Below are 16,274 nucleotides of genomic sequence, written 5' to 3'. Positions count from 1 at the left end.
ATTGCCTCCCGGGATGTACCTCGTGCTGATCCGTTCCCGGACAGCGAAGCGGTTTGGTCCGTCACGGCCGTTATCCTCGACAATGGTGTTGACCGGTCGCGGAACTTTGCGGATAGAATCTGGAACTGCCATAGAAATCACCTCAATATATAGTACTACTATGTCATATTCAGTACCATATATCAAGAATTTATGGAGATAATTTTCCATAATCTCCGCTGATTTCCGTGGCCGCAGGCCGCCATATGAGCGGAAAAACCGTTGTTTTTCAAGGAACTACTCACGAACGCGCAGCGTTCAGGCACTAAAACGAGTCAATTTCGCCGTTTTCTATAGTACGGCGGATTGGGAAAGTATTAGTTAATCAGGAATTCTTTAAAAGGCATGAGAATGAGGATGAAAAGAATACCGAGTATGCTTCTCAGCGTGAGGAAACGAGAGCACTTCGCAAGCACAGGCAGCATGAGACCCGTACAAGGGTAAAGGATAGCTTCATACAGTCAGATGGAGATTTCCATGGAAAGACCGGCTTTGTGGAAGAAGCAGGTGCTGAAACGGCAAAGAGCCATAAGCTTGAGATGCTTGAAAAGAAAGCGGAAAAGGCTGCTGCTAAAACCCAGAAGGCGAGAAAGAAATTACCACAGCGTAAGGAGTACAAGCTTGTACGGCATTTCGATGAAAAGACCGGGAAAGTCACTTATGAGCTTCAGACCAATAAGGTACTTAAAAAGCCGAAGAGTGATAATCCCATAACTGCGGCAAACCGCAGGGCGATGATGGAAGCGCAGGGACTGGTGCATGACAAGATATCGGAGGATGAAAAGGATAACTCCGGTGTTGAAGCTGCCCACAGGACAGAAGAGGCCGGTGAAGCCGTTATCGTTCATGCGAGAAATATAAAGCATGGCGTACAGGCAAAGCGAAGCAATAAGGTAGCGGCTCTTGAAAAGAAGCAGTTCAAGGCTGAGGTGAACTTCAGATATCAAAAGTATTTGGAGGAAAACCCGGAGGTCAAAAAGAAAGCCATACAGAAGCGTCTTCAGAAGCAGCGTATCAAGCGTGAGTATGCCAAGGCACTTAAGAAAGGAACGACTGAGGCAAAGCAGGCTGCCGGATATGCAAAAAAAGCGGCAACAACAACCACAAACATGGCTAGAAAAGTAGCAGAGTTCGCAAGGAAGCATATCGGAGCGATAGCGACAATAGGCTTGTTCGGACTCTTTTTTATGCTTATAGCCGCAGGTATATCAAGTTGTTCTGCCGTACTTAACGGTGGCTTGTCAGCTACTATGGCAGGAAGCTATCAGAGTCAGCCAGCTCAGCTTGATGCATCGGATGAAGCCATGACTTCAAGGGAAATGGCATTGCAGAACACCATAGACAGCATCGAGGAAGATTATCCCGATTATGACGAGTACAACTATAACCTGGAAGAAATCGGGCATAACCCTTTTACGCTGATCAATTATCTGTCAGCCATAAAGGTTGATGTGGTGGCAGCGGACTGTGATGCGGAGATCGAATCGCTTTTTGATGAGATGTATGAACTGACCCTTACACCGAGGGAAGAGACACGAACCCGCACGGTAACTGTTACGAATGAGGAAACCGGTGAAGAGGAAGAAGTGGAAGAGGAATATACCGTTACGATCCTTGATGTGGAGCTTACCCGTAAGCCTTTGGAGGATATCGTAGCAGAGCGTCTTACCGGGAATGATGATGCAAGTACGCTTTATGCAGCATATCAGCAGACCAATGGTGCGCTTCAGCAGTTTTATACGCCTCTTGATATGGACTGGTACAGCCTGATTAAGAGCTACTACGGCTACAGAAAGAATCCTATCACCGGAGAGAACCAGTTCCACAGAGGTATTGATATCGCAGTACCGGAAGGAACAGAGGTTTATGCCGGGCATGACGGTACAGTTACCACGGCAGCCTATGACGATGATTACGGGAATTATATCGTGATCACGGATTCAAAAGGCTTTACCACAAAGTATGCGCATCTGGAAAGTATGAATGTCAGCGCAGGGCAGACGGTAAAGCATGGAGCCGTCATAGGTAAGACCGGAAGCACGGGAGCCGTAACGGGAAGCCACTTACATCTGGAGTGCTTATCGGATGGAGAGTATTATAATCCGCTTTTCTATTTTGAAAACGGTAACGGATCCATTTACGGTACGACAGATCCTATCGGTGGCAGTGGCGATGTAGCGGCACTTATAGCAGAAGCGGAGAACTACCTCGGATACCCGTATGTATGGGGAGGCAGCAATCCGTCAACAAGCTTCGACTGTTCGGGATTTGTGTGCTATGTGCTTACTCACAGCGGTTATTGCAACATGCCAAGGACCACGGCACAGGGCATTTATAACCAGTGTACTCCGATCAGTGCATCAGAAGCGAGAGCCGGAGACATTATCTTTTTCACGGGTACATACAATTCCGGTAATCCTGTAACCCACGTCGGTATCTATGCTGGCAATGGACAGATGATACATGCAGGCGATCCAATCAAATACTCTTCCATCAACACACCGTACTGGCAATCGCATTTCTATTCATTTGCGAGAGTTCCAGGGCATTAAGTATAAGGAGGCAAGATGAAAAGAGAAACAATCAAGAAAAACCGCATTCATGCCGCCGAGAAGAAAGAGTATTACACCGAACGTGAGAAATACTGGGCAAGACTCGAACAGGAAGCGGATGATGCGGAAGCGATGAAGATCATCAGAAAGAAACATATAACACCGGAGCAGTTGGCACTGTTTAACAGCCTTTCTGAAAAAGAGGTTGCGGACATGATAGCTGCAAGGGATAAGGAATCAAGACAGACCCCGCCCGATGAAGGCGGGGCCTTTCATGCAGAAAATGAAAAGGAGACAAACGAAAATGCAAAGAAAGTTATCAGTTAGGATTATTGCATCGCTGATCTTATCGGTGATGCTATTTGCACTGCCAGTAGGGGCATTCATTGCGAACAGCTCTACGGCGGTATCGGTATATGCCGAAGAGAGCGTGACAGGTAATGAAGCAGGAACTACAGATGATTCGTCATCAAGTGATGATGCTTCAGATAGTGGTTCTACAGATGAAGGAACAGATACAACAGTTGAGAATCCTACGGGCGGGGATAATTCCGGTGCCGGGGATGGTTCCAACACAGGAGACAGCGCCTCCGAAAATGAATCCGGGGATGGTGAGGACGGTGGTGAGACTGGAGAGGATGATCCAACACCAACTCCTGAACCTACACCCGAGCCGGAACCTGAGTGTATCTGCAATCACAAGTGCAGCCAGTATGATTACAACAAAGACTGCCCCGTGTGCAGCGAGAATTATAAGGACTGCGAATATAAGGAGCCGAGCGTAAAGATTACGATCAATACTCCTTCTGGATGGTATTCAAGCGGTACATCTGCAAAGGTCACTTTTAAGGTCGAGGATATTCTTGATACCGGGAATTTTGCCATAAAGTCCGTGAAAGCAAAGATCGGACAGAATGGTAGTTACAACGATGTAACAGAGGATATGTTCCTTGAGATTTCCGAGAACTGCACCGTATATGTGCTTGTGACGGATGCTAATGATAAGAGTTATGAGAGAAGCCGCTCCATCAAATGCTTTGATACAAGCAAGCCCACCCTTAATGCGGCGGTATCGGACGGACTTCTTACTATCCAGGCATCCGATAATGACTCCGGTGTAAAGGTTATTTATGTGAATGGGTATGAGTTTACGGATGTTACGAATGGCACAGTGAATATCCGCCTTTCCCAGTTTGATGCAGGCTATGAGTATTTCACGATCACAGCCATGGATAATGCCGGGAATGTATCGGAGGTTTATAAGACAAAGAATCCTTACTACAAGGATCCTAACTCTGATGATGACAGTAATCCGGCAGAACAGCTTCCTGCAAGTGCGGAGGCTACGAAGCCTTCCAGTGCAACAGCAACGGTTACAGATCATACCAAGACTGACAGCAATGGAAATACGACAAGCACTACAAGTACCACAACCAGCACCAATACATCTCCCGAGGCACAGAAGAAAGCCGAGTTTGCCAAGGCTGATGCAGAGGAAGCCGCTTTATCGGACGGAGAAAATGGCGAGGATATGAACCTTGGAAAAGAGTTCTATACCATTGAAGCTGCAAGCGGCAAGGTCTTTTATCTGATCATTGATCGGGACGGACAGGAGGAAATGGTTTACTTCCTGACAGAGATTACAGAAAATGACCTGCTTAATGTAACAACCGATAATTCGGAGACTCTGCCTAAGAATTCGGCAGCCCTTGAATCGCAGATCCCTGTGACGGAGAGCGCACTGCCTAACAACAATACGGATATCGACGATACCCATGAAGTTGAGACTCCGACAGAAACACCGGAAGAGCCAGAGGAGACTGAAACAGAGGAGCCTGCCGAAGAGGAGCCGGAAGAGCCTGTTAAGAGTAATCCACTTCTGGGATACATCATCATGGTAATCCTTGGCGGTGGTGTGATCGGAGCTGCATATTATTTCAAGGTAGTTAAGAAAAAGCAGGACGGTGATTTTGTCGAGGATGAGGATGAAGAAGCCGAAGAGGAAGTATATGCAGACGATGCAGATGAGCAGGAAAAGGATCCTAATGACGCCTGGTTTGATAATGCCGATGATGCGGTAGATTATCCTGAACCTACAGAAGAACAGAAAGACAGACCTGCTCCTACGGCGGAGGATATGGAAGATGCAACAATATCTGATACGGAAGAGGAGAGCGCAGCAGATGTATCAGAAAAAGATGAATAAACACATTTACGGCGGAGAGGATAACCTCTCCGTCATCTTTTGAAAGGAGAAATGAGTTTTATGGAATAGACAGCAGAAAAAAAGAAGATGGATGAGATCACCATCAAGTTCGGCAAGGGATGTGTCGGAGAGCCTTTTACGGGAAAGGATGGCAAGGAGTATAAGCAGATCCTTATTCCCAATAAGGACGAAAATGATCACAGTCCCTGGGCAACATTTGTTGCAAGGTCAAATGCAGTGCATGAGGATCAGTATGGTAAGGGTATGTGGATGAAGCTGCCTGCCGATGGCCATACCACAGTACGCAAAGATCACTGCGTCGGTGAAGGTGCTGATGGAAAGAAGATCTGGGAGACTGAAAAGACCAAGGTATCAAATAGAGATCTGAAGGGCATGGTGGAGTTTTATAAGTCCAGAGGCAAGGAGCAGGAGGAAAAGCCGAGGGAGTCTTTAAAAGAGAGACTTTCCGAGAAAAAGGCGGAAGTATCACAGCAGAAGCATGATGCGCCTCAGAAGACTGCCACCAAGTCGAAGGAAGCTTCTTTATAAGGAGGCTGCCATGGGATACAAGTTAGTGGTTACCGAGAAGCCCAGTGTGGCCAGGGCTTATGCGGATGCACTGGGAGTAAAGAATGCACAGGACGGTTATATCGAGGGAAACGGTTATATCATTTCATGGTGCGTAGGACACCTCATTGAGTTGGCACAGCCGGAAGCATATGATCCCGCTTTAAAGAAGTGGTCATATAATTCGCTCCCGATCATGCCGGGAAACTGGCGGTACGAGATCAAGAAGGATACGAAAGCTCAGTTTAAGGTACTTAAGAAGCTCATGCACGATAAAGGTGTGGATGAGACTATCTGTGCTACCGATGCCGGACGAGAGGGTGAGCTGATTTTCCGTCTTGTATATGAACAGGCAGGCTGTGATAAGCCTATCAAGCGTTTATGGCTTTCCTCCATGGAAGAGAGTGCCATAAGGGAAGGCTTTGCCAATCTGAAACCCGGATATATGTATAACGACCTATATCAGAGTGCGTTATGCAGACAGCAGGCTGACTGGCTTGTGGGTATCAATGGTACGAGACTTTTCACGGTGCTCTATAACAGGCTTTTAAAGGTTGGCAGGGTGCAGACTCCTACGCTTGCAATGCTTGTGGACAGGGATGAAGCAATCCGCACCTTTAAGAAAGAACCGTTTTATACCTGCCATATAGATGTAAATGGCATGGAAGCTGTATCTGATAAGTTCAAAACCGAAGATGAGGCAATGTCTGTAGAGGGATGTGCCGTATTTAACCCGGTGCGTATTACGAAGGTGGAGGAAGAGGAAAAGAGTATCGCACAGCCGAGACTTTATGACCTTACCACCCTGCAGAGGGATGCCAATCGTATCTTTGGATTTACGGCAAAACAGACCTTGGATTATACCCAGAGCCTTTATGAAAAGCGTCTTTGTACTTATCCGAGGACGGACAGCCAGTTTTTATCCGATGATATGGGACAGACTGCGGAAGATGTGATCGAAGCGGTGTTTAAGAGTGTACTAAAGATTCCGCAGGATTATTCGCCGGATATCGGCAGAGTCTTAAACAGTAAAAAGGTCACAGACCACCATGCCATTATACCTACGATGGAAATCGCAAAACAGGATATGGATGCACTTGCAGAGGGAGAGAAGAAGATTCTTTCCCTCATTTCATATCGTGTCCTGTGTGCTACATCCGGGAGACACATTTATAAGGGTGTAAAAGTGGAGCTTGACTGTGACGGTTTTAAGTTCCATGCAAGCGGAAAGACAGTCATATCAGAGGGATTTAAGAAGTATGAAAAGATGCTCAGAAACCGCTTTAAGGTAAAAGCCGATGTGGAGGATGAGGAAAAGACTTTGCCTTTTGTACATGAGGGACAGTCATTTAGTGATGTGAATCCGAGAGTGGTGGAGGGCTTCACGCAGCCACCAAAAGCTTTTACGGAAGACACGCTCCTTAAGTATATGGAAACTGCCGGTGCTTCGGAAATGGACGATGATGTGGAACGTAAGGGGCTTGGTACACCTGCCACCAGAGCGGACATCATCGAGAAGCTGGTAAAAGACGGGTTCGTCAAAAGAGATAAGAAAAAGCTGGTTCCCACGGATGATGGGATCAAGCTCATAACCATTCTGCCTGATGCGGTCAAATCTCCGCAGATGACGGCAGACTGGGAGAACGCACTTGTCCTTGTCTCCAAAGGTGAGATGAGTGCGGAGGCCTTTATGAAGGGCATTAAGGACATGGTAACAGATTTGGTAAAAACATACAGTAGCGTAAGCGAGGAGGAAAAGAAGATGTTTGGTTCAGAAGAAGCAATCGGAAAATGCCCTAAGTGTGGCGGAGATGTTGTCGTCGGCAAGTATGGAGCATACTGCACCGAGAAGTGCGGCATGAGCCTTGGCTATGCCATGGGAAGAAAGCTTGAGGAGGAGCAGATCAAGAAGCTTCTTAACGGCGAAAAGATCTTTATGAAAGGTCTTAAGAGCAAGAAGGGTAAGAGCTATGATGCTTTTCTTAAGCCTGAAGGTGTGGAGGCGTATGACTACACCAACAAGGATGGTGAGGAAAAGAGTGGCTTTCAGTTCAAGTTCGCCTTTGAGTTTCCGGAGCGTAAGAAGAAGGGAGAGTGAGCAACATGAAGAAAGCAGTAAAGGTATTACTGGGCATTGCGGCGGCAGGGGCTTCGGTCTCTGCTGCGGCTTTAGCCGTAAAGAAGTACAGGGACAGTAAAAAGAAGTATGTCTGTGATGATGACTACTTCGATGAAGAGCCGGATGATTTCGATGAAGAATATCATCTTACACCCGAAGAGGAAGAGGAGCTTATCAGCACGGATGATCATGATTTTGGAGCATCTGATGATGATTACTATCCCGGTAAATATGCTGATATTAGCATTCTGGAAAAAGAAGAGGTTGCTTTTATCAAGTATATCCTCGAAGGAATCAGGAATGTCGGATACCTTATGAATGTGAAATTTGAGGATATTGAAAGACTTTGCCGCAGAAGAAATATCTCCAATGCAGAAAAGCTGGAGCAGATCAGAGCTATTTGCATGGCAGGAAAGGATAACAATGATCTTTTGGACGGATGCGTTGAAGATATTTCAGATATGGTAAGCGAGAACACCCCGGAGGATTTCTGGGATTTTCTTGAAGTTTATACAAAGAAGAAGGAGGATGAAAACGATGCAGAATAACAATGTGATCGCAACAGAGGTTGCAGAAAAGCCAAAGACAAGCGGCAAGGCACGCTTTACTGCCTATATGCAGGGCATAAAGAAGTTGGAGCGTAAGGCACAGATGCAGAAGGAAGCTATGATGAAGGGAGGAGCAAAAGCATGAATTACGAAGAGTTTAAGCAGGAAGTGGCAGACCGTATCAAGGAGTTTCTGCCTGAGAAGTATGAAAATGCGGATGTTTCCATTCAGACCGTTGTAAAGAACAATGATCAGAAGCTGGATGGTCTTATGGTAAAGCTTGAGGACAGCAATATCGCTCCTAACATTTACCTCAACCAGTTTTATGAGCAGCATGAGGACGGCAGACCTATGGATGATATCCTGGCTGCAATCGCAGATGTCCGCACTCAGCATGAGATGTCACAGGATTTTGATGTGAGCAGACTTACTGATTTCGACAGCGTGAAGGACCGTATCACCTGCCGTCTTATCAATGCAGAGCAGAATGCGGAGTATCTTGCGGATAAGCCTCATACCATGGTGGATGATCTGGCTGTTACTTATCATATCGCAATCGGCAAAGAAGAGAGCGGCACTATGTCGGCTCCTATCACCAACAGGCTCATGGAGGGATACGGCGCATCGGTTGAGCAGCTTCATAAGCTTGCCCTTGATAACATGGACACCCTTACTCCGGCAACATTCAAGAGCATGACGGAAACAATGGTTGATATGATGCTTCCTGATATGATGCGAAGCGGAATGTCCGAGGAAGAGGCAAGGGAGGCCATCGCTGGTATGATCCCGCCTACACCTGATGAGATGATGTATGTACTCTCCAATGAGGATAAGCTTAACGGTGCGGCAGTTCTCCTTAACGATAAGGTCATGGATGATATCACCGAGAAGCTGGGTCAGGATTATTTTATCTTACCTTCGAGTGTGCATGAGGTGCTGATCGTACCTAAGAACGACCAGATGGATCTTAAGACCTTAGAGAGCATGGTACAGGATGTGAATGCCACACAGGTAGCACCGGAGGAAAGACTTTCCGATCATGTATATGCCTATGATGCAAAGGAACATGAGCTTTTCCGTGCAGACAAGGCAGAGGAAAGAGCTACGGCAAAGGAAGCAGAGGCTTCAAAGGAAACTGCTGTAGAAAAGACCTCTGCAAAAGAAGAAAAGAAGCAGGAGCGTCCTTCCCTTAAGGAGAGACTTGCTCAGAAGAAAGATGTTGTTGCCAAGAATGAGGCAACCAGGGAGCCTCGTCAGATGAATAAGGACAGAGGACAGGCTTTGGCATAAGGATTTTTATCTTGGAACGGGAGAGGGGCAGCGATGTCCTTCTCCCATAATCTTTATAAGGAGAAACAGGCTATGGCAAGAAAATATGATGAGATCAAATGGCTTGCACAGGCTACGGCACAGGATTTATCGGCAGATATGGAAAAGTGGAAAGGATTCCTTACCACTGCCGGAAGGCTATATCGGTATCCTTTCATGGATCAGCTGCTTATCTATGCCCAGAGACCGGATGCCACAGCGTGTGCAGAGCTTGAAACATGGAATCAGAAGATGAACTGCTGGGTCAACCGTGGGTCCAAGGGTATCGCTCTTTTGGATGAAAGCAGCGGCAGACCAAGACTTCGGTATGTATTTGATGTGTCAAATGTGCATCCCGGATGGAATGTTGGCAGGCTCCCGTATATCTGGCAGGTCAGAGAGCGGAATGAGCAGACTATTCTTAACAGACTTGAAAACACATATGGAAAAACTGATGCGAGCAGACCTTTCGGGGACAGGCTTGTGGAGCTGGCACACCGTATTGCAGATGATTACTACAGGGATGTAATGCCTGATCTGCAGGATAGGGTGGATGGAAGCTTTCTGTATGGATATGATGAACTGAATCTTGAAATGAGATTGCAGGATACCATGAGGGATTCCATCGCATATACACTTCTTACAAGGTGCGGTGTGGATACAGAGCTTTATGATTTTGACTTCCGGTATCTGCATGAGTTTAGTGATGTGAAAACATTGTCGGTACTGGGTAATGCGGTATCGGAAATGACTGAGCCGGTGCTTATGGAAATCGGAAGAGCGGTAACGGCACAGGAGCGTCATATCGCCCGATATGGCGAAGTAGAAAGACAAACGGAGAATATATCACAAGCCGTAGAAAAAAGCGAAAATACGCTTGCAAATGAGGCCAGGAATGAATATAATGCTTTAAAGCGTGAAAGCGAGCGGCAAGGTGATATTTCCACCGATGATTATGAAAAAGGCGAAAGCGCTAATATTTCAGAACAAGGAGGAAATGACCATGGAACTGACTTACATGCAGAGCGGGGATTATCTGATACCGAATCTGATCGCGAACAGCGAGCCAGAGGAACCCTTAACCAAGTACGGACTGATGCGGAGGAACTTCTTAAAGGAACACAGGAGAGGAACCTACAGCGGGATGATGTTAGAGGGGAATCTGAAGGAGCACTGCCTGATGATTCAGAAGCAGGCGCAGGAGAGGATGGATCTTCTGACCGATCAGATGGCGAAGTCACAGGGAGTGAACGAAGCCCTGAAAGCATCAGACCAGATGAAGTGGGTGGGTCTGATGAACAACATCCGGGCATCGGCGGAGGAGATAGTTTTATCGGAGCTGATCTACAGCTAAACCCTCCGGATGCAGAACCCGAGCAACTGAATATGTTTGACCTGTTCCCGTCATTTGCGGAGCAGGTGGGAACGATAGCAGCAGCGGAAGCAAGCGTGAAAACTAAGGCTCCCGCTGTTTTTATGTTAAAAGACGACCAGCTTCTTGATGTGATAAGGTCCGGTGGTGGTAAAGAGAATAACCGTAAGCGCATCTATGCAAAGTACCAGGCAGGAAAAGATGCTGCGGAAATGACTGATTTCATAAGGAATGAGATCGGAACTACGGGCAAGGGGTTTGAATTTGACGGGCAGAGGGTATCTGTCTGGTTTAATGAAAATGGCATGAGCATCGCACCGGGGAACTCTGCTCAGGTGGACTTTGCCACAACTTATAGCTGGAGCCTTGTGGAAGAGTTCACCCGTCAGATGGTGGAAAACGGCTCATATATGTCAAGAAATGAAGCCTTTCTTGTGGACAGTACCGAGCGGGCGAGAGTTGCTGATCAGATTTATTTCTTTTTCCGTGACGGCATTGATGATATGCCTGATTCTCTTTCTATCCAAGGAAGTAATTATCTCGACAGCCAGGCACATATCGCAGAGCTTTTATCCACTCATGAGGGAAGGGAGCTGCTTGCAGAGGAAATCGGCAGAGCTGCGGACAGGATAGAGAGCGGAGAGATTCAACTTCGGTGGCGATATGTAAAAGAGCCGGAGTATCTTCTTTCAGAGATTGCCGACCTCGATGCGGAGCGTAGGGAGTTTCCTCTTGCAGATGAGGTAAATGTAAGGCTTGAAAACTTCATTACCCAGGATGAGATTGACAGCAGGCTCACTCATGGAAGCGGTGTATCGCAGGGGCTTTTTCGTATCTATGATTATTTTAAGGAGGGGCATGACAGCAAAGATAATGTAGCGTTCCTTAAAAAAGAATATGGTACAGGCGGACAGTCGGATGCCTTGATTGGAAATGACAAGAGCTGGGAAGATCATGATGCAAAGGGCATTCAGCTTGACAAGGGCAGTATCATGGAACCTTATACATCCGTGCTTCTTAACTGGAACGTGGTGGAAAAGCGTATCCGTGAGCTGATCGCAGAGGATAAGTATCTGTCTCCCAAGGCAAAGGAAGCCTATGCAGAGTATAAAAAGGAGCAGGAAAAGGAAGCTCTTGCTGATGAGCAGGAAAAACTTGTTGATGCCATTGAAGCCGGGGATGCACAGGAAGAGCCGGAAAGCAAAGAGGCAGATCACAATCCCGAATTCGGTCCTCCTGTCGGACGGGGAGAAAACAGCCGCTGGTCGATAGTCCATGAAGCGGATGATGAAAATGATAATCCCCAGGAGTGGGCAACAAAGCTCCCTTCAGGTCAGTATGTATGGATAGACCGTGAGGAAGATGGCTCATATGGAATACATCCGACAGCGGATTCTTTTGCTGCTCCTACGGAGACCTTCAGGACTCTCGAAGAGGCGCAGGAGTATGTTGACGAGACCATGCGGGGAGATTTAGAGCAGGAGTCTCCGACATATACAATTTATCAGATATCGGATGAAGCTGAGGACAGACGGGATATCATCTTTGAAAATCTGGAGCATTTGCAGAACAGAGGTATTTCCGTTGATGCGGCAAACTATGAAGCAGTATATACCGGAGCATTAGAGGAAGGAACTACCCTCGATGATCTTTATGAGAAGTTTAACATAGATCATCCGGCAGATTACAAGGGACGCTCCATGTCCGTATCGGATGTGGTGGTGTTGCATCAGAATGGTGAGGACAAGGCATATTTCGTGGATTCCTTTGGATTTTCGGAAGTGCCGGAGTTTCTTCGGGAGAAAGAAGCAGTCCTTACACCGGAACAGGAGCAGGCAAAGGAGCTTATCAATGAATTCTGCTACAGGGAGTATGACCATGATGCGGATTTCTCTGACCTTTCCAATGTGGAGATAGCTTATACCGACCTTATAGATGAAGCAGATGCAAAAGAATACCCGATACAGGCTTCTGTAGACCTTGAGCATAACAGCATCCGTCTTGCGATTGACGGGCAGATCATTTCTCAGAATGAATATGATACCCTTAGCGATCTTATAGAAAATGAGCTTAAGTACCTTGATTTTGACGAGCTTACCTATGTATCGGAAGAAGACTGGGAGAAGTTCCATAACATGGAGCTTACCGCAGAGGATATACAGAATATTTCCTATATCGGAGCTGAGTACAGTAATTTCGGGCATACTGCGGAGTATGAGCTTGAAGCAGATATCCGGGGTGAGCATCAGAAGATCCATTATGAGGTCACAAGGCATGATGGGGATGAAGAGAGCTTTTCTATTCATACTGAAAGTAACGATATTTATGAAAGGCTTTCTGAACCGGAGCTTCGCAAGCTGGAAGAGAAATTGTCAGATGAAGTAAGAATCGGGCAGTATGAAAAGAAGATTGAAAAGGCTGATAGCCTTGATGCAGTTAACAACATCCAGTATGAGTTTATGGATGACGAAAGCTTTCCAAGGAGGCTTGCCGGAAGATTTTGGGAATCCTATAACGCAAGAGAGGCAGAACTGTCTGAAGATGCAAGAGCTACGGCAAAGAATTTCCACATCACAGGCGATGACCTGGGAAAAGGAAGTGCAAAGGAAAAGTTCCGTGACAATATCAGGGCGATTACAACTTTGAAACAGATCGAGGACGAACACAGGACAGCCACGTCGGAGGAACAGCAGATTTTATCACAGTATGTCGGCTGGGGAGGTCTTGCGGATGCCTTTGATGAAAGTAAGAGCAACTGGTCTGCAGAATATCAGGAATTAAAGAGTGTGCTGACACCGGAGGAGTACAATTCCGCAAGGGAGAGTACCCTTAACGCACATTTCACAAGCCCCGTGATCATAAGAAATATCTATGAAGCACTGGGACAGATGGGATTTGAAAAGGGAAATATCCTTGAGCCTGCCATGGGTGTAGGAAACTTCTTTGGTATGCTGCCGGAAGAGATGCAGGACAGTAAGTTATACGGAGTGGAGCTTGATGATCTGACAGGCCGCATCGCAAAGCAGCTCTATCCGCAGGCAGATGTGCGTATCAGCGGATATGAAAAGACTGATTTTCAGAATGATTTCTTTGATGTGGCAGTTGGAAATGTGCCGTTCGGGAATTATAAGGTAAGTGACAAGCCTTATGATAAGCTGAATTTCCAGATCCATGATTATTTCTTTGCAAAGACACTGGATAAGGTAAGACCGGGCGGTATCGTAGCATTTGTTACAAGCAAGGGAACCATGGACAAGCAAAGCCCGCAGGTGAGAAAGTACCTTGCTCAAAGGGCGGAGCTGCTCGGAGCGGTGAGATTACCCAATACAGCTTTTAAGGAGAATGCCGGAACAGAAGTAACGTCCGACATTCTTTTTTTTCAGAAAAGAGACAGGCTGATGGATATAGAGCCGGACTGGGTACACCTCGGCATGGATGCAAATGGTATCACCATGAACCAGTATTTTGCAGACCACCCGGAGATGATCGTAGGAAAGATGGAAATGGTGTCCGGACCCTTTGGTATGGAGAGTACCTGTGTACCTGATGAAAGCAGACCTTTTGAAGAGCAGCTCCGTGAGGCAATCAGCAATATCCATGCGGAATATGAAGCGGTGGAGCTTTCAGCGGACGAGCTTGGAAAGTCAGACCTTGAAGTAATACCGGCAGATCCGAATGTGAAGAATTACAGCTTCTGTATGGTGGATGATCATGTGTATTATCGTGAGAATTCCGTCATGAAGCCTGCCGATGTGTCAGATACCATGGGAGATCGCATAAAGGGAATGATCGCTATCCGTGACTGTACGCAGGAACTGATCCAAATGCAGATGGAGGACTATCCCGACGAAGCCATTACGGAGAAACAGGCAGAACTGAACGGATTATATGATAAGTTCTCCGATAAATACGGGCTTATCAGTTCTCAGACCAATAAGAGAGCCTTTAATCAGGACTCTTCATACTGCCTGCTTTGTTCTTTGGAAAAGCTGGACGATGAGGGCAAGTTCCTTGGAAAAGCGGATATGTTCACGAAGCGTACCATCAAGCACGCAGAGGTGGTGACAAGCGTTGATACCGCAAGCGAGGCATTGGCGGTCTCCCTGGCTGAAAAAGCCAAGGTAGACCTTGACTATATGGCAGAGCTTACGGGAAAGGAAAAAGAAGCCATAACAGAGGAACTTGCAGGAGTTATCTTCCGGAATCCGCTGACCGACCAGTGGGAGACAGCGGATGAATACCTGTCCGGTAATGTCCGTGAAAAGCTGTCCATAGCAAAGAACTATGCAGAGAATCACCCGGAGTATCAGGTAAATGTGGCACATCTTGAACAGGTAATGCCGAAAGACCTTGAAGCATCGGATATAGAAGTCCGTCTTGGGGCAACATGGGTTGACCCGAAGTATATCGAGGACTTCATGCGTGAGACCTTCCAGACGCCGGGATATCTTTTTAACCGGAATGTCATGGGCATACAGTATTCGGATGTGACAGGACTTTGGAATGTAAAGGGTAAGAATGCAGACTATGGCAATACCCTTGCCAACATGACCTTTGGTACAGGAAGGGCGAATGCCTATAAGATACTGGAGGACAGCTTAAACCTTAAGGATGTGCGTATCTATGATACTATCGTGGAGGATGGCAAGGAAAAGAGGGTGCTTAACAAGAAGGAGACCACCCTTGCGGCACAGAAGCAGGAGGCAATCCGTGAAGCCTTTAAGGACTGGATCTTTAAGGATCCTGAGCGAAGAGCCGATCTTGTAAAGGTTTATAATGAGCGTTTCAATTCCACAAGACCAAGAGAGTATGACGGCTCACATTTGCAGTTCCCGGGCATGACACCGGATATAGAGCTTAAGCCGCATCAGAAAAATGCGGTAGCGCATGTGCTTTATGGAGATAATACGCTCCTTGCCCATTGCGTAGGAGCCGGCAAGACCTTTGAAATGACTGCGGCAGCTATGGAGCTTAAAAGGCTTGGGCTTGCTCAGAAGTCGCTGTTTGTAGTACCAAACCATTTGACGGAGCAGTGGGCGAGTGATTTCCTGCGTCTGTATCCCGGAGCAAGTATCCTTGCGGCAACGAAGAAGGACTTTGAGCCTGCAAACCGTAAGAAGTTCTGTTCCCGTATTGCTACGGGTGATTATGATGCCGTGATCATCGGACATACCCAGTTTGAAAAAATCCCGCTGTCACAGGAGAGACAGGTGGCGATACTGGAGCGGCAGATAGATGAGATCACGGAAGCTATAGCACAGGCTAAGGCTGACAGGGGCGAGCGATATACCATCAAGCAGATGGAAAAGTCCAAGAAGCAGCTTATGACAAGGCTTGATAAGCTTAATGATCAGAGCCGTAAGGATAATGTCGTAACCTTTGAGCAATTAGGCGTAGACAGGCTGTTTGTGGATGAATCGCATTCTTATAAAAACAGTGCGAAACGTTGTGCATAAGTTATCGTTGACAGCGATAGCGAACAGCACCATGTGAATGCACTTAGTAATAAGAAAAGTTCACAGAGAACTTGAATCTCAAATCAGGGGTGAAAGCCCCCTGCCAT

The 16,274-nt window shown here is 46.8% G+C and carries 9 protein-coding genes; all 9 read left to right on the top strand.

The window, feature by feature from the left end:
* Window positions 1-533: 533 nt before the first annotated feature.
* The 9 genes from E0E20_RS13285 to E0E20_RS14855 all read left to right on the top strand — a co-directional run bounded on the left by E0E20_RS13285 (window position 534) and on the right by E0E20_RS14855 (window position 16,167).
* Window positions 534-2,591, top strand: a complete 2,058-nt coding sequence (locus E0E20_RS13285) for a CD1108 family mobile element protein (protein WP_242622805.1) — start codon at window positions 534-536, stop codon at window positions 2,589-2,591.
* 15 nt (window positions 2,592-2,606) lie between these two features.
* A complete protein-coding gene (locus tag E0E20_RS13280) occupies window positions 2,607-2,918 on the top strand; it encodes a hypothetical protein (protein WP_130838656.1) in 312 nt (103 codons plus the stop codon).
* Window positions 2,896-4,797, top strand: a complete 1,902-nt coding sequence (locus E0E20_RS13275; RefSeq protein ID WP_130838655.1) for a CD1107 family mobile element protein — start codon at window positions 2,896-2,898, stop codon at window positions 4,795-4,797. The genes E0E20_RS13280 and E0E20_RS13275 overlap by 23 nt, the downstream gene beginning before the upstream one ends.
* An 87-nt stretch (window positions 4,798-4,884) precedes the next feature.
* On the top strand, window positions 4,885-5,346 hold the full coding sequence (locus E0E20_RS13270) for a hypothetical protein (protein ID WP_130838654.1): 462 nt from the start codon (window positions 4,885-4,887) through the stop codon (window positions 5,344-5,346).
* 10 nt (window positions 5,347-5,356) lie between these two features.
* Entirely contained in the window at window positions 5,357-7,462 is a 2,106-nt protein-coding gene (locus tag E0E20_RS13265; RefSeq protein ID WP_130838653.1) for a DNA topoisomerase 3, read from the top strand.
* Between the two features lie 5 nt (window positions 7,463-7,467).
* On the top strand, window positions 7,468-8,031 hold the full coding sequence (locus E0E20_RS13260; RefSeq protein ID WP_130838652.1) for a hypothetical protein: 564 nt from the start codon (window positions 7,468-7,470) through the stop codon (window positions 8,029-8,031).
* Window positions 8,021-8,176, top strand: coding sequence for a hypothetical protein (locus E0E20_RS13970; RefSeq protein ID WP_165444112.1), 156 nt, complete (start codon window positions 8,021-8,023; stop codon window positions 8,174-8,176). Before E0E20_RS13260 ends, E0E20_RS13970 begins: the two co-directional genes overlap by 11 nt.
* A complete protein-coding gene (locus E0E20_RS13255; RefSeq protein WP_130838651.1) occupies window positions 8,173-9,321 on the top strand; it encodes a DUF5688 family protein in 1,149 nt (382 codons plus the stop codon). Before E0E20_RS13970 ends, E0E20_RS13255 begins: the two co-directional genes overlap by 4 nt.
* 72 nt (window positions 9,322-9,393) lie before the next feature.
* Complete coding sequence (locus E0E20_RS14855) at window positions 9,394-16,167, top strand: YodL domain-containing protein (RefSeq protein WP_442911490.1); 6,774 nt, start codon at window positions 9,394-9,396, stop codon at window positions 16,165-16,167.
* Window positions 16,168-16,274 lie beyond the last annotated feature (107 nt).

Origin of the sequence: Lachnoclostridium sp. Marseille-P6806, from assembly GCF_900625025.1 — a bacterium.
GTDB lineage: Bacteria > Bacillota > Clostridia > Lachnospirales > Lachnospiraceae > CAG-791.
This window is presented reverse-complemented; position numbering and strand designations above follow the sequence as displayed.

Excerpts from the sequence above, each read along its gene's own strand:
- E0E20_RS13280 (WP_130838656.1), top strand. The coding sequence starts at position 2,607 with ATGAAAAGAGAAACAATCAAGAAAAACCGCATTCATGCCGCCGAGAAG.
- E0E20_RS13270 (WP_130838654.1), top strand. The coding sequence starts at position 4,885 with ATGGATGAGATCACCATCAAGTTCGGCAAGGGATGTGTCGGAGAGCCT.
- E0E20_RS14855 (WP_442911490.1), top strand. The coding sequence starts at position 9,394 with ATGGCAAGAAAATATGATGAGATCAAATGGCTTGCACAGGCTACGGCA.
- E0E20_RS13260 (WP_130838652.1), top strand. The coding sequence starts at position 7,468 with ATGAAGAAAGCAGTAAAGGTATTACTGGGCATTGCGGCGGCAGGGGCT.
- E0E20_RS13255 (WP_130838651.1), top strand. The coding sequence starts at position 8,173 with ATGAATTACGAAGAGTTTAAGCAGGAAGTGGCAGACCGTATCAAGGAG.
- E0E20_RS13265 (WP_130838653.1), top strand. The coding sequence starts at position 5,357 with ATGGGATACAAGTTAGTGGTTACCGAGAAGCCCAGTGTGGCCAGGGCT.
- E0E20_RS13970 (WP_165444112.1), top strand. The coding sequence starts at position 8,021 with ATGCAGAATAACAATGTGATCGCAACAGAGGTTGCAGAAAAGCCAAAG.
- E0E20_RS13275 (WP_130838655.1), top strand. The coding sequence starts at position 2,896 with ATGCAAAGAAAGTTATCAGTTAGGATTATTGCATCGCTGATCTTATCG.